Raw genomic sequence first — 24,925 nt, 5'->3', positions numbered from 1 at the left:
CGTCGCGCCGCCCGCATCGGATCGAAACAGGCGTCAGGCAGGAGGCGGCGTTACCTCCTTCGGCAGCCCGGGAGTGATCGACCACTCGAGCCAGGAGCCGTTGTAGAGGCGCACGTTGGAATAGCCGAGGCGGTGGCGGAGCGTGTAGAAGAGCTCCGAGGCCTGATGCCCGGTGCTGCAATAGACGATGACGGGTGTCGTTGCGGTCACGCCCGCGCTCTCGAGCTCGGCCTTCACGTCGGCCTCGGGGCGGAAAGAGCCTGCGTTCGGCTGGCCCTCCGGGACGATGTCCTTCTTCCAGAACCGCGACTTCGCACCAGGGATGTGGCCCGCGTTGAAGGCCTCTGCCGGGCGCGCGTCGAGAAAGACGACGTTTTTCGCCTCGACCGCCTTCTTCACGTCGTCGAGCGTGACGAGGTCGGCCGGCCGGGGCACGAACGTCTCCGTCGAGGCCGCCACAGGCTTGCGCGCCGGAGTCACGGGACGCTTTTCGGCCGTCCAGCGCTCGAAGCCGCCGTCGAGAATCGAGACCTGCTTGAGGCCGGCGATACGCAAGACCGAGGCGACGAACGTGGCGTCGATGTCGCTTTCCTCAGCGTAAACGACGACGGGCGTGTCGGACGTGACTCCCAGACGGTGGACGACGAAGTGGATCGTCTCCATCGGAAAGAGCGCGCCCGGTACGCCGCCGGCCGTCGACCTGAAGCTGTCGACGTTGACGGTCTGGGCGCCCGCGATGTGGCCGGCGAGGTATGCCTTGATCGCGGGACGCGCGTCGAGCAGCGCGACGCTGCCCGGCGCGGCCGCAAGACGATCGGCAAGGACGGAAGGCGAAACGACCGGCGGAAGCCCCTCGGCCGCGGCCGCCGCGAAAGCGGGAGCCGCCCACAGTGTGAGCAGCCCGACGAGAAGAACCGGAATGACAATTCGCTTCGAATTCACGGGGCACTCTTCCTTTCTCAGAAAATCTCCGAACTCAGCAGCCCGCCGACGACTTGCCCTTTTCGAAGGAAATGGCCTGGCCGGCCTTCAACTCGGCAGCTTTCTTCGTCTTGACGGTGATGACGACCGGAGTAACGCCCTCGGCGGAGACCTCGAGGATCTTGCCGACGCCTTCCGTGAACTTCACGGGCGCTCCCTCCCGGATCCAGGAGGGCTTCTCACCATCGATCGCGATCTTCACGGAGGCGCCGTCGATCGAAAGAATCTTGCCGTTCGTCGCGGGGGCCGCGAAGACGGTGGCGGCGGCGACGAGCGCCACGGCCACGAAAAGCGTGATGGTCATTTTCTTCAACATGAGATGTCTCTCCTCGGTTGTCGTTTGTCGAGCGTTTAGAGGAAGGTTCCGACCTGGATCTGGACCATGAGCCGGAACGTGCCGAAGGACTTGAGCTTGTCGATGGGAGCGAAGGTGACGGGGTCGACGCGGCCGCCGATGAAGCCGGTCTCCTTGTCGAACTCCGTCTGGAGGTACTCGAACGTCAGGCGCACGTTTTCCCGCTGGATGTAGTAGTTGAGGCCACCGCCGTACTGGGTGATCTTCTGGTCGTCGATGCCAAGGAGATGCGCGAACTTCCAGCTCTCGCCGATAACGTAGGGCTGGAGGAGTCCCTTCTTTCCGACCTTGAGCGGCAGGATGTAGGCGCCCTTCACGTACCCGCCGTTCTTCTGCCCGTTCAGCCCGGCGATGCTCACGAGGCGGTCGCCAGGGTTGAAGTTCGTCTTGACGGCGTCGTCGAAGTCGGTCTTGAGGTATTGCGCCGCGACCGTGAAAACGCCGGCCTTGGTCGGGTACTCGAAGAGGAGGTCGGCTGCGAAAGCGGTGTAATCGACGGTGTCCAGGTTCTGGACGACTCCCGCGCTGGTCACGTTCCGGTAGACGGCGTTCGGCTCATAGGCGACGCCGGCGCCAAGCGTGAGGACCTTCAGGTCGCCGAAATAAGTGCCCTCATACGCCGATCCAGGCTCGGCATCGAGAAACGCGTAGTGGGCCCGGCCGACCCATTCGAAGGAGTTTTCGGGCTCGGGAGAAGAGGTCACCGTGGCGCCGCTGAAGGGGTGCGTGGTCTTCACGATCCCCTCACGCCCCTGGAAGAGGGCGGCGTAGTAGCGCAGCTTTTCATCGAGGAAGGAGCCCCAAACGACCGCACCCAGGTCGCGGCTGAACTTCGCGGGTGAGGTGCCGTACGCGCTGTACACGAACATCGAGCGATCCTGCGACAGCGCGGAGAAGCAATCGTCCAGGTTCGCGCGCGTGAGAGGAATCTTCGTCAGGCCGATCTTGAAGTTGAGACTGTCGTAGTAGTTGGCGATCGCGTACCCGTCGATGATGCGCACGTCGCGGTCGTTCCAGTCGACGTCCTGCAGCGTCACCGCATAACCGAGAGAGCCCTGCTTCGTCGTCCCGCACGCGCCGCACGTCTGGAACTTGAAACCGTAGGTCTCGTCCAGCATTCCGGTGATGGAGAGCCGCAGGCGCTGAAAGTGGATGTCGGTGCGCGAACCCGATCGATCCACGCCGGTCCCGTAGTCCGTGGTCTCCGAGAAGATCTGACCCTTGACCGAGATGTCGAAGGTCGGGTCGACGGCGACGGCCGGCAGCGCGACGGCGAATGCGGCCGCAATTGCAGCCGTGGCGAGCACGGCACGTGCCCGGACCCTTGTGAATTTCATGCAACCTCCTGAAGGTTTAAAGCTGGTAAACGTCGACCCGAGGGTGACAACCACAACCTAGGGCCTCGCCCGTCTCAGGTACACTGCGGAGGCCGCATGGGCCCCATAACGACTCGTCATGGAGCCCGCCCGAGGTGATGCCGGTGGAGTCGTCCTACCTGAAGACGTTCGTCGAGGTCGTCAAGGCCGGAACGTTTTCGCGAGCTGCTGAAAACCTGAACCTGACCCAGCCCGGAGTGTCACGCCGCATCAAGATGCTCGAGGAGCAGTACGGCTGCGAGCTCATCGACCGGTCCGGCCGGGCGCTCCGGCCCACTCCGGCCGGCAAGCTCGTCTTCGAGGCTGCCCAGACCCTTCTCGGCGTCGAGCAGAACCTGATGTCCGGGCTCCGCGTCCTCGGCGGTAAGTCCAAGATCGCGTTCTCCTGCACGCCGTCCTTCGGGATCGCGCACCTCCCGAGCGTCCTCAAGGACTTCATGCTGGCCTGCCCGGACTCGGCGGACCTCAAGTTCGTCTTCAACAGCCCCGAGCAGATCCTGCAGGGCATCACGGCCCGCTCGTTCGACCTCGCCGTCATGGAGCTCTGCGAGGCCTTCGACCTTTCCCCTCTCGCCTCGTTTCCCTTGCCCGGGGACGAGGTGGTCTTCGCCAGCGCTCCGGCCCTCGACCTCCCGCCGCACGACACGCCGATCGAGGCGCTCCTGGACGTACCGTTCTTCGTCCGCCGCGAGGGCTGCTGCTCGAGGATGCTGCTCGAGAGCAACCTGCACGCGGTCGGGCACGACCTCAGAGAGTTCCGGCAGGTCATCGTCCACGACGACCTGCACCTGATCATCCAGGCGATCCTGGACGGCGAGGGGATCTCGTTCCTCTCGCGGGACGTGCTGCGGGATCACCTCGCGGCCGGCAGGCTCGTCGCTCACAAGATTCCGGGCTTTCACCATTCCCGCCAGCGCGCGCTCGTGCTCGAGCGCCCCGTCGCGCTCGACGAAGCCTCCTCGCACTTCGTCACCGCGCTCTTCAACCACTTCGACGTGCTCATCCCGGACGAGCTGTTCGCCAATCGCGACTGGCTCGAACCCGCCGTGGCCGCCGCGCCATCCGCGCGCACGACGAGGAACAACTTCCCGGTTCGGTAGGCGCGGCCAAAAGCGTCAGGCGTCCGCGAGGAGCTTGCGGATCTCGTCGACCTTCGGAATGCGGCCGTACACGACGACCTTACCGTCGATCACGACCCCTGGTGTCGCCATGAGCCCCAGCTCGACCATCCGCTCGATCGACTCGACCTTCTCGACGTCGACGTTCAGCTGATCCGTCTCGACCACCTGCCGCACGACGCGGTACGTCTCCTTGCAGCGGGCGCACCCCGGGCCGAGGATCTCGATCTTCCTGCGCACGATGTTTTCCATGACGTTCTCCTTGTCTCCGAAGTCTCAGGCTGCGAGCACGCGGCGAAGCGCCGTGGCGCCCACTCCGACGCCGAGAATGACGAGGACCCACCCGAAGGCCCGCTGCAGCCGCCCGGCCCAAACGGCGGCGCGACTCCCGACGAAGGCCGTCACGAACCCGGTCGCGACACCCGCCGCGAGCAGCAGGACCACGTGACCGGCTGAATACGCCAGGAGCAGCGTCGTTCCCCATAGAACCTTCTGCTCGAACGCGACGAGGGAGAGGATGACGACGAGGATCGGCGTCGCGCACGGGGACGACAGCGTTCCCGTGAGGGCGCCGAGCCCGAACGCGCCCGCGATCCCGGCCTTGCCGAGCCGGGACGCGTCGACGTGCGGCATCGGGAGCTGGACGACGCCCGCGAGGTGAAGGCCCATGACCGCGAGGACGGCCGACAGCAGCAGGGGCCAGACCACGCCGACGTCGCCGAGCAGGCGCCCCGAAAGAGCCGCCACCGCACCGAGCGCCGTGAAGCACACCGCGAGACCTGTCGCGAACGCTGCCGTGAGCGCCGCGGCGCGCGCCTTGGTCGTTCCGGCGCCGCCGACCGTCGCGACGACGAGAGGGACCGCCGCGAGGACGCAGGGGCTCGCGGACGAGAGCACGCCCCCGAGAAACACGAGGGCGAGCATGACCGGGGCCGGCGCGGCGGCAGCCTGCGCGGCGAGGCCGGCCAGCAGGTTCTCCATCAGAGGAGTCCCTTCTCCTTCAGGGCTTTCTCGAAATCGGGCTGCGCGAAGTAGCCCATGTGCCGGAAGATCTCGCGCCCCTTGGAGTCGAAGATGATCTGCGTCGGTATCACCATGATCTGGTGTCGCCGGGCGACGTCCGGGTTCGGCTGGATCCAGAAGTTGGAGACGCGCGCGCGTTTGCCGAGACGCGCCTGGAGACTCTGCAGGACCGGCTGCATCTTCATGCACGGGATGCACGTCTCTCCGCCGAACTCGACGATGAGCGGGACCCCGGCCTTCAGGGCGGAGTCGAGCTCGTCCGGGGAAAGAGCCGGGATCCGGGCTTCGGACGCGGGCGTGGCTGCGGGAGAACTCGCCGAAGCCCCGGCCGAAAGCGCGACGGCGACGATCAATGCGGACAGGCGGAGCGTCATCGGGGTGATCCTCCTGGACGAGCTTTTCGAGGCGGCGGAATCCGGCCGCCCGTTGCGGCGAACTCCTCGACGGGAATCCGGCGAAGCCGGGCCACGAGGACGGCGTCGGCCAGGGCGACGGGATCGCCGTCCAGACCGCGGCGCACGAGTTGCCTCCACCGTGCCGCGTCAGGCGACGGGGCGAGCCGGTACAAGACGAACTTGCCGTTCTTCTCCTCGACCAGGAGGCCCGCCCGCTTCAGCTCCCTGAGGTGCTCGGAGACCGTGGACGGAGCGAAGCCGAGAACGGCGGTCATCTGGCAGACGCAGAGAGGCCCGCCGGAGAGCATCGCGAGAACCCGCAGCCGCGCCGGGTGCGCGAGAGCCTTGGCGGCGGCGGTCGTGGCGGAGAGGCCGGACTTCGTCATTTCGGCACAAGCCGAAATGTATCGGGCGCCCGGCTCCCCCGAACATGAGGCGCCTGCATCAGGCGGGCGGCAATCTCAGAGAAGTGCGTTGAAGAGGTACCCGACGAGGAGGATTCCCGTTCCGACGACGCCAACGAAGACCGCGATGAGGCGCGGCGTGAGGACCTTCCGGAGGATGACCATCTCCGGGAGCGACAGAGCGATGACCGACATCATGAACGCGAGAACAGTGCCGAGCGCTGCCCCCTTGCCCAGGAGGGCCTGCACGACCGGGAGGATTCCCGCGGCGTTCGAGTACATCGGAATCCCGATCAGGACGGCGAGCGGCACGGACCACCAAGCGCCCTTGCCCATGATCGACGCCATGAAGTTCTCGGGCACCCAGCCGTGGATTCCCGCGCCGACGGCGATCCCGGCGATGACATAGAGCCAGACCTTCCCGACGATCTCGCGGACTTCCCCGCGTCCGATCGCGAGGCGCTGCTCCCAGCCGGGCTTCTCTCCCGCCGTTTCTCCCACGAAGCCGCGGGTCTTGTAGACCCAGGGCTCCACCCACCCCTCGAGCTTCAGCCTGCCGATGACCCAGCCGGAGGCGAAGGCGATCAGGAGGCCGGTGCCGAGGTAGAGCCCCGCGACCTTCCAGCCGAAGAGACCGAAGAGGAGCGCGAGCGCGATTTCGTTGACCATGGGCGCTGCCACGAGGAACGAGAACGTCACGCCGAGCGGCACGCCGGCCGTCACGAAGCCGATGAACATCGGGACCGCCGAGCACGAGCAGAACGGCGTGACGACGCCGAGGAGCGACGCGAGAGCGTTCCCGGCGGTCTCCCGCCGCCCGGCCAGAAGCGTCCGCGTCCTCTCCGGCGTGAAGAAGCTCCTCACGATGCCTACGACGAAGACGACGAGCGTGAGGAGGAGAAGGACCTTCGGCACCTCGAAGACGAAGAACTCCACCGCCGCGCCGAGATGCGTCCCGGGCGTGAGGCCGAGGAGACGGGTCGTGACGAACCGCGAGACGTCCCCGTTCACGACATAGGCGCCCACCCAGGCGGCGAGAGCCAAGAGATGGAGAAGGACGGTCCTGGGCCGCAGGCCAGCCGCCGGCGCTTCTTGCTTGTAGCTGGGAAGGGAGAGGGCCTCGCTCATTTCAACTCCGCCGCGACGAGAGGAACGAGCCGGGCGCGGATTTCGTCGCGCACGCGCCGGAACACGGGCAGGGCGTCCTCGCCGTCACCTGCCAGGGCAGGATCTTCGAAGGTCTCGTGGAGCATCTTCCGCGCGCCCGGCAGGATCGGACATGCCTCGCGCGCGGAGTCGCAGACCGTGACGACGAGGTCGAACGCGACGCCCTTCAGCGCCTCGACGGACTTGCTGCGGTAGGGCGAGATGTCGACGCCCGCCTCGGCCATGACGCGGATCGCGAGCGGATGCACGGTGGACGGCCGCGTTCCGGCGGAATGGACCTCGACGCGGTCGCCGAGGTCGTGGCGGACCCAGCCCTCGCCCATCTGCGACCGGCAGGAATTGCCCGTGCAGAGGATCAGGACACGAGGCTTGCTCATGCGAAGTACCGCCGCTGGAACCAGAACGCCACGTTCACGAGGCCGATCATCACCGGCACCTCGACGAGCGGCCCGATGACCGCCGCGAAGGCGGCCCCGGAGTTGATCCCGAAGACCGCGACGGCGACGGCGATCGCCAGCTCGAAGTTGTTGCTGGCCGCGGTGAAGGCCAGGGTCGTCGTCTTGCTGTAGCCGGCTCCGGCCCGCTTTCCCATGAAGAACGAGACGAGGAACATCACGACGAAGTAGACGAGGAGCGGGATCGCGATCCGGACGACGTCCATCGGGATCGAGACGATGAGCTTCCCCTTCAGGCTGAACATCACCACGATCGTGAAGAGGAGAGCCACCAGCGTCACCGGGCTGATCCTGGGGACGAACTCCCGGTGGTACCACTCCCTTCCTTTCAGCTTCACGCCGACGAACCGGGTGATTGCGCCGGCGAGAAAGGGGATCCCCAGGTAGATGAAGACGCTCTTCGCGATCTCTCTCATGCCGACCTTCACGAGGCTTCCTTCGAGACCGAACACGGGAGGGAGCACCGTGATGAAGAACCACGCGTAGACGCTGTAGAACAGCACCTGGAAGACGCTGTTGAAGGCCACGAGCCCCGCGGCGTACTCGGTGTCGCCCTTCGCGAGCTCGTTCCACACGATGACCATCGCGATGCAGCGGGCGAGGCCGATCAGGATGAGCCCGACCATGTAGTCGGGGTGGTCGCGCAGAAACACGATGGCGAGGAAGAACATCAGAATCGGGCCGATCACCCAGTTCTGGAGAAGAGAGAGCCCGACGATCTTCCGGTCCCGGAAGACGTCGCCCATCTCCTCGTACCTCACCTTGGCGAAGGCGGGGTACATCATCAGGATGAGCCCGAGTGCGATCGGGATGTTCGTCGTGCCCACCTGGAACGAGTTGATGAATCCCTCGACCCCCGGAACGAACGAGCCGATGGCCACTCCCGCCGCCATCGCGGCGAAGATCCAGAAGGTGAGCCAGCGGTCGAGGAAGGAGAGCTTCCTCGCGATGCCGTCGGTCATCGGACCTACGCCGGCTTCGTTGCCCGGACGAACGCGCTCATGAACTTCCCGTCCACCTGGGGCGCCATCGCGTCCGCGTCGATCCCCGCGGCCGAGAGGAAGTCGCGCGCGTCCTCGATCGTGTAGAGGCGCGTCGGGACGATCTCGACGCCCGTGAAGCCCGCCTTCTTCAGCTTCGCCTCAAATTCCCTCTCCTCGAGAGCGCCCGCGAGGCAGCCGATCCAGAGCTCGACGCTCTTCCGCACGTCTCCCGGGACCTCGCCGCGCACGACGACGTCGGACACCGCGAAACGCCCGCCCGGCTTCAGGACCCGGAACGCCTCGGCGAGCGCGCGGTCCTTGTCGGAGGAGAGATTCACGACGCAGTTCGAGATGATGACGTCGATGCTCGCGTCCGGGAGCGGGATGCTCTCGAGCTCGCCCTTGAGGAACTCCACGTTCGTGACGCCCGCCTTGCGCTGGTTCTCGCGCGCGAGGGCGAGCATGTCGTCCGTCATGTCGAGGCCGTAGACCTTCCCGGTGGGGCCGACGCGCCGCGCCGACAGGAGGACGTCGATGCCTCCGCCCGAACCGAGATCGAGAACCGTGTCGCCCTCGCTCAGCTGCGCGAGCGCCGTCGGGTTGCCGCACCCGAGCGACGCGGAGACGGCCAGCTCCGGGAGGCCCGCGGTCTCAGAGAGCGAATAGAGGTTCGACGTGATCGGGTCCTTCTCCCCGCCACAGCACGTCGGCGCGCAGCACGACGTCTCCCCGGCCACGGCCCGCCGGGCGGCTTCTCCGTACTTCTCCTTGACCACGTCCTTGATGCTCGTTTCCGCCATGGGGTCCCCCTTCTCATCAATGATTCTTGATGTATCCGTCACACGAAATTCTCAGCAGCAGCGCGCGGCGCCTTCCCGCACGGATCCGACGAAGTTCTTGATCTCCTGAAGAACGTCCGGGTTCAGCGAGTAATGCACCCAGCGCCCCTCCCGCCGGTCGGAGACGAGGCCGGCATCCTTCAGCGCCTTCAGGTGGAACGAGAGGCGGGACTGGCCCGCGTCGAGCGCGTCCGTGAGGTTGCAGACGCACTGCTCGCCGCCCAGGAGCCTTCCCACGATCCGGAGGCGAGTCTCGTCCGACAGGGCATGGAAGAGCGACGCGAGCCGCGTCAGGTCGGCGGGGCGCTCGAGCATGCGGGCCGGGAGGAGAGCTGCCACGACTCGAATATATCAATAAATCTTTATATGTCAAGATCAAAGGCCGCGAACGTGCGCCCTCGACGAGGGCGGCCTCAGCGGAGCCGATAGAAAGTCCAGCTGTCGTGAAGCACGGGCACGATTTCCAACCTGTTGAACCCGGCGGACGTGGCGTAGCCGCGTAGCGTCTCCGGGCGCATCACGGCGCCGGTTCCGGCAGGGTCCGGGCCCGTCATGCCCGAGGCCAGGCAAGACAGGACGCTCCAGCCATACGTGAAGCGCTCGACGTCGCTGCCCGGCGCCGTGAAGAGCGCGTCCACCTTCTCGTCCACCACGAGCACGGCCCCGGTCTCGCCCGCGAGCCGGCGCAGGGTGCGAAGAGCATCGACCGGCCGCGGCATGTCGTGGAGCGCCTCGAAGACGACAGCGAGGGCGTAGTTACCCGCCAGGGCGGGATCGCCCGCATCGCAGGCCTCGAACCGCACGCGATCCGCCATTCCCGAGGCGCTGGCGTTCTCCCGGGCCATCGCGACGCTTTCGGCATCGATGTCAAAACCGTCCACGTGAACCAGCGGGTAGTGGCTGGCGAGGGCGATGGCGGACCAGCCGGCCCCGCAACCGAGATCGGCAACCCGTGCCGGTGGCTCGCGTCGCAGTCGGGCATCTACGTCCGGCAGAGCCGCGATCCAGTCGCCCATCGACGACAAATACGCGACCCGGCCGAGCGAAGCTTGGGCCATCCGCGAGTCGTCATCGTGGTCGACAGGCGAGAGGCCGCCGCCCCGTCGAAACGCGTCCAGCAGCGCGGGCATCTGACGGGCCAACGGGAGCAGGCTGTGCGGGCGCGTGCCTTGCCAGCTCGGGTCGTCACGCTCGACGAGCACGCGGCCATGGCCCGCGGGTAGCCGGTAGTGCCGGCTCTCGTGCGGCGCCTCGGGATCGTCGACGGCGAGCAGCCCGCCGACCGCCTGCTGTTCCAGCCATTCGCGCACGTACCGCGGGTGGGTATCGGTCCGCGAGGCCAGTTCGGCCGAGGTGAGCGGGCCGGCCGCGGCGAGGGCCTCGTACAGGCCCAGCTTCTGGCCGATGTAGATGGTGAGCATGTCGAAGTACCCAAGAGTGGACTGGCGCAGGCGCTCCGTCAGCCGCGCGGCCTCCTTGTCGTGGCAATCGAGGCACTTCTTCGTCACGGCAGCAGCGTCATTCCGAGAAGGTGCGTGGATTTCAGCGGTTGTTCCACTCGCGTCTGGGGTCTCTCGTATCAGGGCACGGCCTTGCGGACGGCCGCCTCGATCTCGTTCTGGATGTCGCCGGGCATCTGCATGTTCTTCATGAACGCCCAGTTTCCGGCGTCTTCGAAGTAGAGCTTCATCCGCCACATCTCCTTGAGGAGCGTGACGGAGCTGCCGGCGCCCTTCTTCGTGACGACGACCTCGATCGGGAACGCCGCCGCGTGGTCGAGGCCCGGGAACGGGTTGGCCTGCGTCGCCCGCTTCTCTCCCGCGATTCCGAACGCGCGGCCTTCCGTCTTCGCGTTCGTGAGACCGACGACGAACACGTCGTCCGAGGCCTTGTAGGCGTAAACGGTGTGCCAGCCGGCCGCGTCGGCGACGCCGGCTCTGATCGCCTCGGCCACCTCCGCGGGCGCCTTGCCCGGCGCGAGGATCGGGACGACCTTGTCCGGGAACGCGCCTCCGCCCATCCCGCCGATCGCCCCGCTGTCGCGCATCTGGCCGGCCTGCTTCGGCGAGACCGTCCCGAGCGGAGCGAGCGCGGCCGCGACGGCCTCGACGGCCTTCAGGGCCGCCGCGTCCTTCACATCGGAGCCATAGAACGTCCTGAGAAGAGAAACGGGGTTTACGACGGAGACGCTGACGCCCGACGCGTCGGAAAACACTGCGACGCGCATCGGAAGGCCGAAGGCCTTGTCGCCGCCACCCGAGATCACCTCGGCGGCCCACGGCTCGGAGGCGATGACGATCGTCCGCGCCGCCGCCTTGCAGCCCGGTGGGACGCCGTTGTCGAAGCTCGCGAGAACGGCAAAGCCGGCGCCCTTGAGCGCCGACTCCGCCTTTGCAGACGTCTCACCGACGTCCGCCTTGAGGCCCGAGAGGAGCGTCACGTAAACGCCCTGGGCCTTCTCGACGCCCGCCGCGGACGCGGGCAGCGCGAGAAGGGCGGCGAGGGCGAAGGATGCGAGCGAGCGCGTCACGCGAGCCTCAGAACCCGAACGACACGCCGAGGTCGAAGATCCACTGATCCATCTTCAGCTCGATCGTCTGCTTGCCGGGAACCTCGAGGGGGTTCGGGCCGGTGACGGAATGCTCGAGCGCCCGGACGACGGAGAAGTGCAGCTTGGATTTCTCGGAGACGCTGGCGCTGATGCCCGCGGTGATGTGCTGCTCGATGACGCCGGGGGCCAGGATGTTGAAGAGGACTTCGGACGCGGGAATGGGCTGCTCCGCCCAGGCGTAGCCCGCGCGGATCGTGAACGTCGGGGTCACGGCGTACTGGAGGCCGGCCTTGTAGACCGTGACGTCCTTCCAGCCGAAGCCCGCTCCGCCGTCGTCTCCGAGCCGCGCCGTCATGAGGTTCGGGAGAAGCGTGTTTCCGATCGACTTGGTTTCGCTGTAATAGATCTGCTGGACGTCGAAGGCGATCGTGAAGCACTCGGTGGGCTTGAGCGCGACGCCCACCGTCCAGTTCGAGGGGATGTCGAAGCCGCCCTGCTCGGCGAAGAGGCCCGCGTAGCTGTCGAACTCCGCCATCGTCATCTTGGTCTGGTACGAGCCGCCGATCGAGAGCCAGGGCGCGAGCTTGCCCATGTACCCGACGCGCACTCCCCAGCCCAGGGCGGAATTGTGGGCGTTGTTCGAGAGGTTTCCGGGCGAGGACGAGTACGGAGCGAAGCTCCCGACGCCCTCGGCCTGGAAGCGCTGCCAGGCGAGGATCGGGCTCACGCCGAACGCGTGGTCCTTCGCGACCTTGTACGTGAACGTCGGCGCCACGAAGAGCTGCATGAGGTCCACGCCCGTACGCCCCGCGTAGAAGACCGACGCGTCGTACGCCGTGTTCATCCCGCCGTTGCCGTAGATCGCGACGCCGAGCGTCATCGCGTCGTTCAGCTTCCAGTTCGCGCCGATCCCCGGCACGACGAACCACGAGTTGCCGCTCTTCACCTCGCCAGGCGCCAGGCCGAACGTGCCCGGGTAGCCGGACGGCGAGCCCGTGACCGTGAACTGGCGGTTCGGGTTGAAGACGGCGACGTTCAGGTCGTAGCCCGTCACCCACGCGTTGGCCGCCGGGTTCGTCGCCGGAGACATCGTGTTGAGGGACAGGGCGACGCCCGCACCGGCCATGCCATTCTGCTGGGTGCCGTAGCCGAGCTGGAAGTAGCCGTCCGTCGCGAGCGCGGGGGCGGCGGCGAGGGCGAGCAGCGCGACGAGCGCGATGCCGATCCGGGTCTTCATCTGGGCACTCCTCTCGAAAAAAAGGCGGGCCGTGAGGCCCGCGATGGAATCAGCAGCCTCCGCCCTTTTTCGGGGCGGTGACCGGCGCCGCCATGGGGCGCGGCGCGGTGAGCGTGGGCGCCGCCACGGTGGCGGCGCCGGTGAAGTACGCGTTGAGGGCCGCGCGGGTCCGGAAGTCGGAGATCTGCGCGGCCGTGGGGTTCTCGGGGGGCCTCGGCGCCGTGAGGACGTCGGCCTTCCAGGCGTCGTAGCCGCCCTTCAAGAGGAAGACCTCGCCCGCGAACTTCAGGACCGCCGCGGGCGGGGCCTCGAGGTCGCCCTGCGAATAAACGACGAGAGAACGTGTCGCCGCGAGGCCCGCCGCGGAGGCGACTTCCTTTTCCGAGACGACCATCGCGCCGGGCAGCCGGCCCTTGCCGGCTTCCGAATCCGGGCGCAGATCCACGACCCACCAGGAGTCCGGGGAAGCGACGAGCTCCCGGCCGAGGTCGGCCGCGGTGATCGGCCGGACCGCCTTTGACGCCGCAACCGTGTGCCGCGCCGGGAGCGCAAGGGCGAAAAGCGCGAGCGCGGCGACGACCGCGAAGCCCGAGAACACGCGCATCTTCACGCCCGCGGGCGAGGCCGGAACGAGCTCGCCCTGCCGCGGCGCGAAGATCGCCTCGAGCTTCTCGCCTCCGAGGAACGCCCCGACCGCCATCGCGACGACGGCAGCCGCGACGACCGCGGCGGGCACGCCGAGCAGCGCGTCGATCCGCACGGCGCCCATCGCCCCGCTCTTGTAGAAGCTCTCGAGGGGGCCGTACCCGACGCCGAACGCGAGCGAGCCGATCATGACGCCGCCGATCGCGAAGACGCCGTCGAGATTGCCCGATGCGATCGCGACGACGCCCGTTCCGGGGCAGTAGCCCGACACGATGAAGCCGGCGCCGAGGAGGAGGCCGCCGACGAGCTGCGGCCACAGGAACGTCTCGGGCACGGTGATCAGGGAGAGGTCGAGGACGCCGACGCCCGCGAGCACCGTCATCCCGACGAGGGCCGTGACGATCGCGCTGAACATGACCTTCAGGACGCGCAGGTCCGTCAGGTAGAACTGGGCCGCGAGGTTCCGCGCGCGCCCGAACCCGGCGCGCTCGAGCACGAACCCGAATGCGACGCCGACGAGCGTCCCGACGAGGAGCCCGGTGTAGGTCCCGAAGAGGCCGTGGGGGTAGAGCGGGAACGTCATCGCCATTCCCTCCTCACGAGCGGGGCGACGAGGTAGCCGCCGGTGAAAACCGCCATCATGAAGACCCACGAGCCGAGCGAAAGGGCCGCGCCGCCCGTGAGCGCCTGGCCCGAGGTGCAGCCGCGCGCGAGGCGCGCCGCGAAACCCATCGCGACGCCGCCGAGCACGGCGAGCACGAGGCGCCGGGCCGTGGTCGTGTGCGCGCCCTTGTCGATGCCGAGCTTCATGCGCCCGGCCGAGTACGCGCCGAGGGCGCCGCCGAGGAAGACCCCGAGGACCTCGAACACGAGCCAGTCCTCGAGGACGTGCTTGCCAGGCCCGTAGTACTGCGAGAAGTACGCGTTCGTCTCGACCGCCTTCGGCGCCACGAGGTGAGCGCCCGCGACCGCGAAGCGGGTGACGGCGCCGGACGAGCCGAGGCCGAAGCCCATGACGAGAAACGAGCCGAGGAGGACGAGGCCGAGGACGACCCCCGCGACATAGGGATTCCAGAAGGGGCGTTCGGACATGGCCTTCACCTCTTTCAATGGAGGAGCCGGAAGGCCGAGGCCTGGCCGGCGGCGAGCAGGATCCAGCGGAGAGCGAGACCGCCCGTGAGGATCAGGACGGGGACGAGGGCAATGAACCTCAGGTGCCGCCGGGACTCGAGAAACTCCATGGCGAGCGGGACGAGGAGCCCCGTCACGACGACGAGGGACCAGAAGACGGCGGTGTACGGTCCGCCGAGGAAGCTCCGTGCCGCGAAACGGCCCGCCTCGCCCGACGTCGCCCAGCCGAGGAGCAGGAGGACGATCAGGGCGAGCTCGGCGCCGATCGCGATCGCGTCCCAGCGCACGAGCGTCTTTCGCTCCGCGTCGTCGAGGCGGAGGAGAAGAAGGGACGCGGCGCCCGTCGAGACGCCAGACGCGAGGAAGAGCGGCCCGAGGACGGCGCTGTTCCACGCGAGGCGCGACGGCATCGTGCCGAGGAGGAGGCCCGTGTAGAGGCCGAGGCCCGTTCCGACCAGCACCGCGGCGATGAGAATCGACCGGCGCCTCTTGTCCGCGAAAGCGAGAGTTCCTTCGAATGCGCTTCTGAGGACTTCCGGCACCCACCTTCGAAGGGCTCCCCGCTCATCGCTCCCTAGAGACCCAAGTCCCAACGCCAGGCCCACCGGATAGACGAGCCACAGAATCCACGCGCCCCACGACATGGGCGACGTCGGGCGGAAGACCGCGTAGAAGCGCCACGCCCAGAGCCGGTGCGCGAGGTCGAGCCACAGCGCGAACATGCCGAGCGACAAGAGCGCGAGCGCGGCGAAGGGCGCGAGGCGCAGGCCGCGCGAGAGCGGCCGCGTGCCCGAGGCGAGCTCGAGGGCGGCCGTGAGAATGAGGATCCCCGCGACGATCCCGCCGAGGAAGAGGTAGACCGTGATCTCCCAGCCCCAGACGTGGAGGGACGGGTCGATCTGCGCGTTCGCGCGGGTGGTGACGGTCTCGAGAAGCTGAGGCGTCATCGTGAGGCCCTCACAGCAGGAAGTAGAGGTTCGGCTGGGCGCCGCTCTCGGGGTGGTTGACCTTCCAGCGGCGCGAGGAGAGGTTCATCGCGACCGGCGACTCGGGGTCGTTCAGGTCGCCGAAGGCGAGCGTCCGGGTCGGGCAGACGGTGACGCACGCGGGGAGGACGCCCACCTGCACGCGGTGGAGGCAGAACGTGCACTTGTCGATGTAGCCCTTCGGGTTCACGAAACGCGCGTCGTACGGGCAGGCCGCGATGCACGCCTTGCAGCCCGAGCACTTGCCGTGGGTCACGAGGACGGCCCCGCCCTCGTTCACGTGGCTCGCGCCGGTCGGGCAGTTCTTCACGCACGGGGCGTCGGAGCAGTGATTGCAGCGCTCGGACCGGATCTCGGCGGCGAGCAGCGGGAACTCCCCGCGCACGTCCTCGACGATCCAGTCGCGGCAGAAGCCGTCCGGGACGTCGTTCTCTGCCTTGCAGGAGAGGACGCAGGCTTTGCACCCGACGCACAGCCGGGTGTCTACGGTCATCGCGTAGCGCTTTTTCGGGACGCTCATGCTCTCTCCACGGAGACGAAATTGACGCTCATCCCGGTGCTCCCGGCCACGGGGTCGACGGCGATCTTCGTGACGAGCGCGGAGTCGTCGAGTCCGCGGTTCTTCGCGAACTTCAGCCCCTCGCTCGTGTGGCCGTACCCGTGCACGACGAACACGCAGTCGGGCCGGATGCGCTGCGTCGCCTTCAGCTTCGCCGGCGTGGACCGCACGCCGTCCTGGTTCACGAGGACGACGCGCTCACCGTTCGCGAGACCGCGTTCCTTCGCGATCTTCGCGTTCAGCCAGACCTCGTTGTCGTTCGTGACCTCGGAGAGGAACCGGTTGTTCGTCGTGCGCCCGAACGTGTGGACGGGCGTCCGGCCGAACAGGAGGCGGAACTGGCCGGAGGCAGGCTGCTCGTGCCGCGTGTAGGGCGGGAGCGGCGGGAGGCCGGCGGCCTCCATCTGCTTCGAGTAGAGCTCGATCTTCTTCGACGGCGTCGCGAAGGAGAGGGCGAGGCCGTCCTCGGTCGTCGTCGGCACGGGCTTGCCGCGCACGACACCCTTCGCCTTGAGCGCGGCGACGTCGTAGCCGCCGGCGGCGAGGCGCGCCTCGACCATGGCGCCCGCGTCGTCCCACGGGAAGTACTGCCCGAGATTCATGCGGTTCGCGAGCTGCTTGGCGATCCACCAGCCGGGCTTGCTGTCGAAGAGGGGCGGCACGACGGGCTGCCGGATCGCGAGGAACGGCTCCCGCCACGGCACGGGCGCAACGTCGTCCCAGCGCTCGAGGTACGTGCACTCCGGGAGGACCACGTCCGCGTACCCGACGATTTCGGCGGGCAGGACGTCGATCGCGACGAGGAGATCCAGCTTCTGGATCGCTTCGAGCACGTTCGCGCGCTGCGGAAGCGCCTGGAGGAGGTTCGTGCCGTAGACGATCCAGGCCTTGATCGGGCATCCGTCGCCGCCGATCCGGCCGGGGATCGTGGCGTCGCAGACGCCGTGCGACAGGACCTCGTCGGCGAACGGATACGCGACTCCGTTCGGGTGGTCCTGGGCCGTCTTCGGCTTCGCGGCGTATGCGGGTACCGGGGTCGCCGGAACCTTCATCGAGGACGGGACGAAGATTCCGCCCCGGCGGCCCCAGCTTCCGACGAGCGCGTTCAGGATCGCGACGGCGCGGCTGCGCTGCGCGTCGTCGCCGTACCAGGTCGTGTGGCGCCCGGGATGGATCAGCGAGGCCGGACGCGCCCCGGCGATGACGCGCGCGGTCTCGACGATGACCTCGGGGCGGATCGTCGTCTCCGTGAACGCCCACTCGGGCGTCTTGTCGGCGACGTGCTTTCTGAGCTCCTCGAAGCCGGTCGCATGCGTCTCGACGTACTCGCGGTCGTACAGCCCTTCGTTGATGATCACGTGCATCCACGCGAGGAGGAGGGCCATGTCGGTGCCCGGCTTGATCGGGAGCCAGTACTTGGCCTTGCCGGCGGCCGTCGAGAAGCGCGGGTCGACGGCGATGACCGTCGCGCCTTTCGCGATCGCGGCCGCGAAGTCCTGCACCTGCGTGTTGTGCATGTTCTCGCCGAGGTGCGAGCCGATGAGCGTGATCACGCGGGCGTTGGCGACGTCCAGCGTCTCGGGCGACCCGACGGGCGACCCGAACGTGAGCTGGAACCCGACTTCGCGCGGCCCGCGGCACTGTCCGTAGGACGGCGCCGTGACGTTTCCCGACCCGTAGGCGAAGAGAAGGTGCTTGAAGAACGAGCCGCCGAAGCCGTGCGAGAAGAGAGCGACCTTTTCGGGCCCGCACTCCTTCTGGATCTTCAGGAGTTTTTCGGCCGTGAAGTCGAGCGCCGTCTCCCAGGAGACTTCCTCGAAGGTCTGGTCGCCCCGCTTGCCCTTGCGGCGCAGGAGCGGCTTCTTCAGCCGGTCGGGATCGTAGAGGAGGCCCGTGCCGCCCGTTCCGCGCGGGCAGAGCCGTCCGTTCGAGAGCGGGTGCTCGGGATTGCCCACGATCTTCGTGACGCGGCCGTTCTTCACGTGCGCGAGGACGCCGCACTTCCAGAAGCAGAGCTCGCAGAACGTCGGGACGATCTTCTCGCCGTCCGTGCCGGGGTCGTGGACGACGTCGGGGTCGAGGCCCCACCACTGGGAGGCGAGTCCGGTGCCGGCCACCGCCGCGGCGGCCCCCACGCCCCCGATCTTGATGAACTCGCGCCGGCTCTGGGCCATCTGGTTCTCCAGACGAGCAAGTGCTCGTTTGTGACTCCCCGTTACAAGAACCGGGCCAAGAGGAAAGAGGGGGATTTCTGCGAATGAGGGGGAAATGTGCGGCGAAATGAAACGTCTCGTTGCGCAGCGCGACGCCGCGTTTCACCGAAAACGAGTTCGCCTGAAACAACTCGTCGCGACGACCCTCAGATGGCGCGTAGTCTTGCGTCCGCAACGTTTGAACAATTCGTCACGACAGGACGTTCGGAAAGTCGACCTTTCCGGGGGTCGACTCGCGATTCAGGCCAGATTCCGGGGTGCGCGCTCTGGCGTCGTTCTTGAAATGACCCGGGCATGAGACGGATCTTTCTCGCGCTCTTCGCGGTCCTGATCGCGGCGGGACTCGCCTTCACGGCCCTTCACCGGCGCGGCACCGAATCCTCGCCCCTCGAGACGCTGCGGGCGAAGACGTCGAAGCCCGGAAAGTCCTCCGTCGACCACTCGCTCTTCACGCAGCTCAAGACTCCGTTCAAGCGCCCGCAGGACGTGACGGCCGCGTGCCTCTCCTGCCACAACGGGCGCCAGGTCGAGGTCATGCGCTCGTCGCACTGGAACTGGGAGCGCGTGGAGTACGTGGACGGAAAGGGCATCCGCCCCGTCGGCAAGAAAAACGTGCTGAACAACTACTGCATCGGGGTCTCGGGCAGCCAGGCGAGCTGCGACAAGTGCCACATCGGATACGGATGGGCGGACGCGTCGTTCGACCTGAACAACCCTCTCAACGTCGACTGCCTCGCTTGTCACGACGCGAGCGGGACGTACGTGAAAGCCGCCGGTGCGGCGGGCATGCCCGATCCCTCCGTAGACCTCAACAAGGTCGCGCAGCACGTCGGAAAACCGCAGCGGACCAACTGCGGCACCTGCCACTTCTTCGGAGGCGGCGGGAACAACGTCAAGCACGGAGACCTCGAGAAGGCGCTCTTCGACCCGTCGCGCGACGTCGACGTCCACATGGCGTCCGACGGGCCCGACATGTCGTGCACGGCGTGCCACACCGCCAAGAAGCACCAGATGCTCGGGAAGGCCTACTCCGTCTCCTCGATGAACCGGAACCGCGTCGTGTGCGAATCCTGCCATTCGGACCTGCCGCACGCCGACGACGTCCTGAACCAGCACACGCTGAAAGTCGCCTGTCAGACGTGCCACATCCCCGTCTACGCGAAGGTGAACCCGACGAAGCTCGCGTGGGACTGGTCGACGGCCGGGAAGCTGAAGGACGGAAGACCCTACGAGGAGAAGGACGCGAACGGGACCGACGTCTACATGTCGATCAAGGGCTCCTTCGTGTGGGGAAAGAACCTCGTCCCAGAATACGCGTGGTTCAACGGGACGGCGTCGCACTACCTCGTCGGGGAGAAGTTCGACCCGGCGAAGCCGCTCGTCCTGAACCCCATCGGCGGCAGCTACGACGACCCGGATTCGAAGATCGTCCCGGTCAAGATCCACCGCGCGAAACAGATCTACGACACGGAGAGTGACGTCCTGATCCAGCCGAAGCTCTACTCCTCGAAAGCCGGGGACGGGGGCTACTGGAAGGAGTTCGACTGGGGGAAGGCCGCCGAGGCGGGCATGAAGGAAATCGGCGTTCCCTACAGCGGCCACTACGGCTTCGCCCGGACGGAGATGGTCTGGCCGATCAACCACATGGTCTCGCCGCGCGACAAGGCCGTCCGCTGCGACGAGTGCCACGCGCGGGAGGGCGGACGGCTCGCGAAGCTCCCGGGCTTCTACATGCCGGGCAGGGACCGGTCCCCGTGGGTCGACCGGCTCGGTGCGGCCCTGGCGGGGATGACGCTGCTCGGAGTGTTCGTGCACGGAAGCGCCAGGTTCTTCGTGAGCCGGCGGGACGGAGATAAGTGACATGAGACGCGAATACGTCTATCGGGCCTTCGAGAGGTTCTGGCACTGGACGCAGGCCGGGCTGATCGTGTTCCTCGCGGTGACCGGCTTCGAGATCCACGGCTCCCTGCGCTTTCTCGGATTCGAGCAGGCCGTCCGCGCGCACGGGGTCGCCGCGATCGCCTTCCTCGTCCTCATCGTCTTCGCGGTCTTCTGGCACGTCACGACGGGCGAGTGGCGGCAGTACGTTCCCACGTGGACGCACCTCGTGGCCCAGGCGAACTACTACGTCTTCGGCATCTTCCGGAACGCGCCCCACCCGACGCGCAAGACCGTCCTCTCCAAGCTGAACCCGCTCCAGAAGCTCGTCTACGCCGGCCTCAAGCTGCTCGTGATCCCGGTCGTCGCCGGCTCGGGCCTTCTCTACATGTTCTACCGGTATCCGCAGCGGCACGCCGTCCTCGGCCTGAACGTCCACGGCCTCCAGACGATCGCGCTCGTCCACACCGCCGCCGCATTCCTCCTCGTGACGTTCCTCGTCGCACACCTTTACCTCGTCACGACGGGCCACACGCTCACGTCGAATCTCAAGGCGATGCTCACGGGCTACGAAGAGCTCGAGACCGAATCCGCGAGCCGCGAAGAGAGGACACGATGACCAGGAATCCGATGAACCCCTACCTCGCGGGCTTTCTGCTCGGAATGGTCCTTCTCGCGACGATCTTCGTGACGGGGCGCGGCCTCGGCGCGAGCGGAGCGGTGAAGAGCGTCGCGGTCACGGCCGTGGCCACGCTCGCCCCCGCCCACGCCGCCGCCTCCCCGTTCTACCGCCCATACGTCGGGCCCGGAAAGGACAGCCCGCTCCTCTCGTGGCTCGTCTTCGAGGTCGCCGGGGTCCTGATCGGCGCCTTCGTCTCGGGGCTCGTGTCGGACCGGCTGGCTCTCGTCACCGAGGCCGGGCCCCGCGTGTCCCGCGGCCTGCGGTGGGCGCTCGCCATCGTGGGCGGCGCGCTCTTCGGGGTCGGGGCGCAGTTCGCGCGCGGCTGCACGAGCGGCGCGGCGCTCAGCGGGATGGCCGTCCTCTCGACAGCCGGCTTCGTCACGATGCTCGCCATCTTCGGAACCGGTTACGCGTTCGCCTGGTTCGCGCGAGGCCTCTGGCTCGGCGGGAAGGCCGGGAGCTAGCCGTGGGCCCGTTCGTCCCGAACCTGATCTCCGACCAGCTGAACCTCGTCGTCGCACTCCTCCTCGGACTCGCGTTCGGCTTCGTCCTCGAGCAGGCGGGCTTCTCCTCGTCGCGCCGGCTCGTCGGCGTCTTCTACGGAACCGACTTCACGGTCCTGCGCGTCTTCTTCACCGCCGCCGTGACCGCGATGAGCGGCGTCCTGCTGCTCGGCTCCGCCGGGCTCCTCGACACCGAGGCGATCTTCGTGAACCCGACCTGGCTCTGGCCGGCGGTCGTCGGCGGGATCGTCATGGGAATCGGTTTCGTGATCGGCGGCTACTGCCCCGGAACCAGCGTCTGCGCCGCGGCGATCGGAAAGGTCGACGCGATGTTCTTCGTCGCGGGCGGCCTCCTCGGCGTCCTCGGCTTCGCCGAGGCTTACCCGTTCGTCAAGCACTTCAACGATTCGAGCGCGCTCGGCCCCGTGAAGGTGTTCGACTCGCTCGGCATCTCCCAGGGGGCGTTCGCGTTTCTCCTCGTCGCCGCGGCAGTCGCGGCCTTCGCCGCGACGACGTGGATCGAGAAGCGCGTGGCTCCGGCGTCCGCTCCTTCCCTCCGGTTCGCGCGGGGCCGCCACGTTGTCGCGGGCGCCGCTCTCATCGCCCTCGGCGGCGTCCTCCTCGTCCTGCCCGACTACAAGAGCAGGCTGCTCGCGCGCGTCTCGGGCGGCGCGTACGCCGGCGCCCATCCGGTTCCGGTGATGACCGCCGACGAGCTCGCCTTCCGGATCGTGGATCACGAGCCGAACATCCGGATCGTCGACGTGCGGAGTCCGGCCGCCTTCGCCGCGCGGGCTCTCCCCGGCGCCACGAACGTCCCGACCCGATCTCTCTTCGGCAAGGAGTGGAGCCCGCTTCTCGCGCCGCGGCACGTCCGCAAGATCGTCGTCGGCGACACGGAGGCCGAAGCGCGGAAGGCCGGCCTTCTGCTCGAGGAGCTCGGCTACGAGAACGTCACCATCCTCGAGGGCGGCTTCCCGAACTTCGAGTCGACGATCCTGACGCCGGCCGCCTCGGCGGCGCCGGTCGGCCGCTGGGCGGCCGACGTCCTTCGCTTTCGCGAGGACGCGCGCGCCGAGATCGGCCGCCTGACGGACGCCGCCCGGCACTCGGGCGCGAAGAAACCGAAAGCAGAGAAGAAGATTCAGGGCGGCTGCTGAACCGCCGGAAAGAAGGTCCCCGTGAAGATCTGCTTCCCCGCGACCCAGGACCTCGGCCTGGACAGTCCCGTCTCCCGCCACTTCGGGTCCGCGCCCCTCTTCGTCCTCGTCGACACCGCGTCGCGCGAGGCACGAGCGGTTCCGAACGGCCGCGTCGCGCATGAACACGGCGCCTGCCGGCCGCTGGACGGGCTGGCCGGCGAGAAGTTCGAGGCGATCGTCGTCGGCGGGATCGGCTCGGGGGCGCTCGAGAAGCTGCGCGCTGCCGGGATCACCGTCCTTCGAGCGGGAGCGCCCACGGTTCGCGGATGCCTCGACGAAATCGCGCGGGGCGAGAAGTCCGAGGTCGCGCCCGCGGACGCCTGCGCCTCCCACGCGCACGAGCACGGCCCGGCCCCGCAGTAGCGTCCGGGTCAGCCGGCCGACGGCCCGATCCGCAGCTCCCTCATCTTGTGCCAGAGGGTGGTGCGGCTCATGCCGAGCTCGAGGGCGGTCTTCGAACGATTCCACATGTTCCGCTCGAGAGACGCCCGGATCCGCTGGGCCTCTCCGCCGGCCGGAAGCGTCAGGCCCGCGGGTTCGGGGGCCGGAACGGCTTGCACCGGCGCACCCGGCGCGGTCCGGATCTCGATTGGCAGGTCCTCGACGTGGATCGTCTGCCCGCGGCAGACCGCGACCGCGTACTCGAGCGCGTTCTCCAGCTCGCGCACGTTGCCGGGCCACGGGAACGCCTCGAGCACGGACAGCGTGTCCGACGAGAGGCGTAGCGCCCGGCCTTCGCGGCCGCCGATGCGCGCGAGGAGGTGCCGGGCGATCAGCTCGATGTCGACGGTTCGCTCGCGCAGAGGCGGGATGTGAATCGGGACGACGCGGAGCCGGTAGTAGAAATCCTCCCGGAGCTTGCCCTGCAAGATCGCGTCGTGGAGGTCGGCGTTCGTCGCGGCGATGATCCGCGCCCCGAGGCGCCTCGGAGTGCTCTCGCCCACGCGCTCGAACACCCGATCCTGCAGGACGCGCAGAAGCTTGACCTGGATGCCCGGCGGGATCTCCGCGGCCTCGTCGAGGAAGAGCGTTCCCCCGTGAGCCATCTCGAGGCGCCCGACGCGGTCCTTCACCGCTCCCGTGAACGCGCCGCGGACGTGCCCGAAGAGCTCGCTCTCGAGCAGCTCGCCCGGCAGGGCCGCGCAGTTGACGGGGACGAACGGCCCGGCGCCGTGCGTCGACTGGGCGTGGAGGGCGCGCGCGATGACTTCCTTTCCGGTTCCGCTCTCGCCCGTGATGAGGACCGTGGCGTCGCTCCGGTGGAGCGACTCGACGAGGTGGACGATCCGCATCATCGGGAGCGACCGCGCGACGAGGCCGTGCGAGGCGATCGCGCTCTGCAACAGCGAGTCGTCGTCTTCGGCGGGCCGCAGAACGACCAGGTACCGCGCCCGCGGATCGCAGGCGTTCATCACGTTCTCGGCAACGGGGGCCGTCGTGACGGACACGAGCCGGGCGGCGTCCTCGCCGCAATGCAGGACGCCCCGCCGCCCCTCCTCCCGGCGCCCTGCCCGGAGCGCCTCGCGCAGGGAGTCCTCCGGGCCGAACAGGCGAGCGCCGATCAGCGATTCGATCGGCTTGCCGATCACGGACGCGGCCGCGCCCTCCCCCGCGAGAGCGTCGAGCGTGTGGCTCGCGCGGATGATCACGAACTGCGCGTCGAGCGTGATGAGGACGCGCCCCAGCGACTCGAAAACGGCCTCGAGGTTGGACCAGCTTGGAGCCAGATCGGCCGCTCCGTCCTTCTTCACGCGCCTGATCGTAACCGGCCCCGCTCCCGCCGGGCGCGCGCACCTAGTCGTAGGCCACGCGGACGGGCTCTTCGCCGAGCGTCGGCGTCAGGAGCTCGTCCCAACGAGGGTCGTCCCATGTTCCCAGACTCTGGTGGATCTTGTAGTACTTCTGCGGGATGGGGTGGGTCCCCACGACGACCTGCAGGCCGAACTTCTCCGGGATCATCCGGACGAAGTGGTCGAGGTAGGGGCACGGCGGGTAGCCCACGACGAAGCCCGTGGCGAGGTGGATGACCTCGGCGCCGTTCTTCTTCATCTCTTCGGGGGCGTACTCGACGTTGCCGCCGGGACAGCCCCCGCAGGTCGTGAAGCCGACGAGCTCCACCTCCCGTCCGGCGTAAGCGGCGAACGCACCCTCCCGCTCGCGGAGGGCCCGGAAGCACTTTCCGCCCGCGCAGGTGCCGTACCGGCCGCAGATGACGATTCCGATCTTCACTTTCTCGCCCATG

28 protein-coding genes are annotated in these 24,925 nt (G+C 68.0%); 6 read left to right on the top strand and 22 right to left on the bottom strand.

Annotation, left to right across the window (positions count from 1 at the left end):
- Positions 1-33 precede the first annotated feature (33 nt).
- From IPL89_14295 to IPL89_14285, 3 genes are read right to left on the bottom strand one after another with little or no spacing between them, the layout of a single operon-like run.
- Positions 34-942, bottom strand: a complete 909-nt coding sequence (locus IPL89_14295) for a sulfurtransferase (protein ID MBK9064345.1) — start codon at positions 940-942, stop codon at positions 34-36.
- Positions 943-976: 34 nt separating this feature from the next.
- On the bottom strand, positions 977-1,297 hold the full coding sequence (locus IPL89_14290; protein MBK9064344.1) for a hypothetical protein: 321 nt from the start codon (positions 1,295-1,297) through the stop codon (positions 977-979).
- 35 nt (positions 1,298-1,332) lie between these two features.
- Entirely contained in the window at positions 1,333-2,673 is a 1,341-nt protein-coding gene (locus tag IPL89_14285; GenBank protein ID MBK9064343.1) for a hypothetical protein, read from the bottom strand.
- Between the two features lie 143 nt (positions 2,674-2,816).
- Between IPL89_14285 and IPL89_14280 the strand changes: the two genes are divergently transcribed.
- Positions 2,817-3,812, top strand: coding sequence for a LysR family transcriptional regulator (locus IPL89_14280; GenBank protein ID MBK9064342.1), 996 nt, complete (start codon positions 2,817-2,819; stop codon positions 3,810-3,812).
- A gap of 15 nt (positions 3,813-3,827) precedes the next feature.
- On the opposite strand, the gene IPL89_14275 is transcribed toward IPL89_14280, so the two are convergent.
- From IPL89_14275 to IPL89_14195, 17 genes are all read right to left on the bottom strand, one after another.
- Positions 3,828-4,082, bottom strand: a complete 255-nt coding sequence (locus IPL89_14275; GenBank protein ID MBK9064341.1) for a TM0996/MTH895 family glutaredoxin-like protein — start codon at positions 4,080-4,082, stop codon at positions 3,828-3,830.
- A gap of 24 nt (positions 4,083-4,106) precedes the next feature.
- On the bottom strand, positions 4,107-4,811 hold the full coding sequence (locus IPL89_14270; GenBank protein MBK9064340.1) for a cytochrome c biogenesis protein CcdA: 705 nt from the start codon (positions 4,809-4,811) through the stop codon (positions 4,107-4,109).
- A complete protein-coding gene (locus IPL89_14265) occupies positions 4,811-5,227 on the bottom strand; it encodes a thioredoxin family protein (GenBank protein ID MBK9064339.1) in 417 nt (138 codons plus the stop codon). Before IPL89_14265 ends, IPL89_14270 begins: the two co-directional genes overlap by 1 nt.
- Positions 5,224-5,634 (bottom strand): helix-turn-helix transcriptional regulator, encoded by a 411-nt coding sequence (locus IPL89_14260; protein ID MBK9064338.1) that lies wholly within the window; start codon positions 5,632-5,634, stop codon positions 5,224-5,226. Before IPL89_14260 ends, IPL89_14265 begins: the two co-directional genes overlap by 4 nt.
- 75 nt (positions 5,635-5,709) lie before the next feature.
- The gene (locus IPL89_14255; GenBank protein ID MBK9064337.1) at positions 5,710-6,780 is read right to left on the bottom strand and encodes a permease; all 1,071 of its coding nucleotides are present in this window, start codon (positions 6,778-6,780) and stop codon (positions 5,710-5,712) included.
- A complete protein-coding gene (locus tag IPL89_14250) occupies positions 6,777-7,196 on the bottom strand; it encodes an arsenate reductase ArsC (GenBank protein MBK9064336.1) in 420 nt (139 codons plus the stop codon). Before IPL89_14250 ends, IPL89_14255 begins: the two co-directional genes overlap by 4 nt.
- On the bottom strand, positions 7,193-8,236 hold the full coding sequence (arsB, locus tag IPL89_14245) for an ACR3 family arsenite efflux transporter (protein ID MBK9064335.1): 1,044 nt from the start codon (positions 8,234-8,236) through the stop codon (positions 7,193-7,195). The genes IPL89_14250 and arsB overlap by 4 nt, the downstream gene beginning before the upstream one ends.
- 5 nt (positions 8,237-8,241) lie before the next feature.
- Entirely contained in the window at positions 8,242-9,057 is an 816-nt protein-coding gene (locus tag IPL89_14240) for an arsenite methyltransferase (protein ID MBK9064334.1), read from the bottom strand.
- 51 nt (positions 9,058-9,108) lie between these two features.
- A complete protein-coding gene (locus tag IPL89_14235) occupies positions 9,109-9,411 on the bottom strand; it encodes a metalloregulator ArsR/SmtB family transcription factor (protein MBK9064333.1) in 303 nt (100 codons plus the stop codon).
- Between the two features lie 98 nt (positions 9,412-9,509).
- Positions 9,510-10,517: a methyltransferase domain-containing protein gene (locus tag IPL89_14230; protein ID MBK9064332.1), complete on the bottom strand. Its 1,008-nt coding sequence runs from the start codon at positions 10,515-10,517 to the stop codon at positions 9,510-9,512.
- 158 nt (positions 10,518-10,675) lie between these two features.
- The gene (locus tag IPL89_14225) at positions 10,676-11,626 is read right to left on the bottom strand and encodes a hypothetical protein (GenBank protein MBK9064331.1); all 951 of its coding nucleotides are present in this window, start codon (positions 11,624-11,626) and stop codon (positions 10,676-10,678) included.
- Between the two features lie 7 nt (positions 11,627-11,633).
- Entirely contained in the window at positions 11,634-12,884 is a 1,251-nt protein-coding gene (locus tag IPL89_14220) for an outer membrane protein transport protein (GenBank protein MBK9064330.1), read from the bottom strand.
- 49 nt (positions 12,885-12,933) lie between these two features.
- Entirely contained in the window at positions 12,934-14,112 is a 1,179-nt protein-coding gene (locus tag IPL89_14215) for a YeeE/YedE family protein (protein ID MBK9064329.1), read from the bottom strand.
- A complete protein-coding gene (locus tag IPL89_14210; GenBank protein ID MBK9064328.1) occupies positions 14,109-14,621 on the bottom strand; it encodes a YeeE/YedE family protein in 513 nt (170 codons plus the stop codon). Before IPL89_14210 ends, IPL89_14215 begins: the two co-directional genes overlap by 4 nt.
- Positions 14,622-14,635: 14 nt before the next feature.
- Positions 14,636-15,607, bottom strand: coding sequence for a polysulfide reductase NrfD (gene nrfD / locus IPL89_14205; protein ID MBK9064327.1), 972 nt, complete (start codon positions 15,605-15,607; stop codon positions 14,636-14,638).
- 10 nt (positions 15,608-15,617) lie between these two features.
- On the bottom strand, positions 15,618-16,166 hold the full coding sequence (locus tag IPL89_14200) for a 4Fe-4S dicluster domain-containing protein (protein MBK9064326.1): 549 nt from the start codon (positions 16,164-16,166) through the stop codon (positions 15,618-15,620).
- Entirely contained in the window at positions 16,163-18,379 is a 2,217-nt protein-coding gene (locus tag IPL89_14195; protein ID MBK9064325.1) for a molybdopterin-dependent oxidoreductase, read from the bottom strand. The genes IPL89_14200 and IPL89_14195 overlap by 4 nt, the downstream gene beginning before the upstream one ends.
- A gap of 333 nt (positions 18,380-18,712) precedes the next feature.
- Here IPL89_14195 and IPL89_14190 point away from each other — a divergent pair, with 333 nt between their 5' ends.
- From IPL89_14190 to IPL89_14170, 5 genes are read left to right on the top strand one after another with little or no spacing between them, the layout of a single operon-like run.
- Positions 18,713-20,278, top strand: coding sequence for a tetrathionate reductase family octaheme c-type cytochrome (locus tag IPL89_14190; protein ID MBK9064324.1), 1,566 nt, complete (start codon positions 18,713-18,715; stop codon positions 20,276-20,278).
- Between the two features lies 1 nt (position 20,279).
- Entirely contained in the window at positions 20,280-20,915 is a 636-nt protein-coding gene (locus IPL89_14185) for a cytochrome b/b6 domain-containing protein (protein MBK9064323.1), read from the top strand.
- Positions 20,912-21,442 carry a YeeE/YedE family protein gene (locus tag IPL89_14180; GenBank protein MBK9064322.1) on the top strand — a complete coding sequence of 177 codons (531 nt, stop codon included), beginning with the start codon at positions 20,912-20,914 and terminating at the stop codon, positions 21,440-21,442. Before IPL89_14185 ends, IPL89_14180 begins: the two co-directional genes overlap by 4 nt.
- A gap of 2 nt (positions 21,443-21,444) precedes the next feature.
- The gene (locus tag IPL89_14175) at positions 21,445-22,641 is read left to right on the top strand and encodes a YeeE/YedE family protein (protein ID MBK9064321.1); all 1,197 of its coding nucleotides are present in this window, start codon (positions 21,445-21,447) and stop codon (positions 22,639-22,641) included.
- A gap of 21 nt (positions 22,642-22,662) precedes the next feature.
- Positions 22,663-23,046: a NifB/NifX family molybdenum-iron cluster-binding protein gene (locus IPL89_14170; protein MBK9064320.1), complete on the top strand. Its 384-nt coding sequence runs from the start codon at positions 22,663-22,665 to the stop codon at positions 23,044-23,046.
- 8 nt (positions 23,047-23,054) lie between these two features.
- Here the strand turns inward: IPL89_14170 and IPL89_14165 are convergent, their stop codons facing one another.
- Positions 23,055-24,434, bottom strand: a complete 1,380-nt coding sequence (locus IPL89_14165; GenBank protein ID MBK9064319.1) for a sigma-54-dependent Fis family transcriptional regulator — start codon at positions 24,432-24,434, stop codon at positions 23,055-23,057.
- Positions 24,435-24,477: 43 nt separating this feature from the next.
- Complete coding sequence (locus tag IPL89_14160) at positions 24,478-24,924, bottom strand: CGGC domain-containing protein (protein ID MBK9064318.1); 447 nt, start codon at positions 24,922-24,924, stop codon at positions 24,478-24,480.
- Position 24,925: the final 1 nt, after the last annotated feature.

This window comes from Acidobacteriota bacterium, from assembly GCA_016716715.1.
Classification (GTDB): domain Bacteria; phylum Acidobacteriota; class Thermoanaerobaculia; order UBA5066; family UBA5066; genus Fen-183.
Note: the sequence above shows the minus strand (reverse complement) of the source record. Positions and strands in the feature narration are given on the sequence as shown.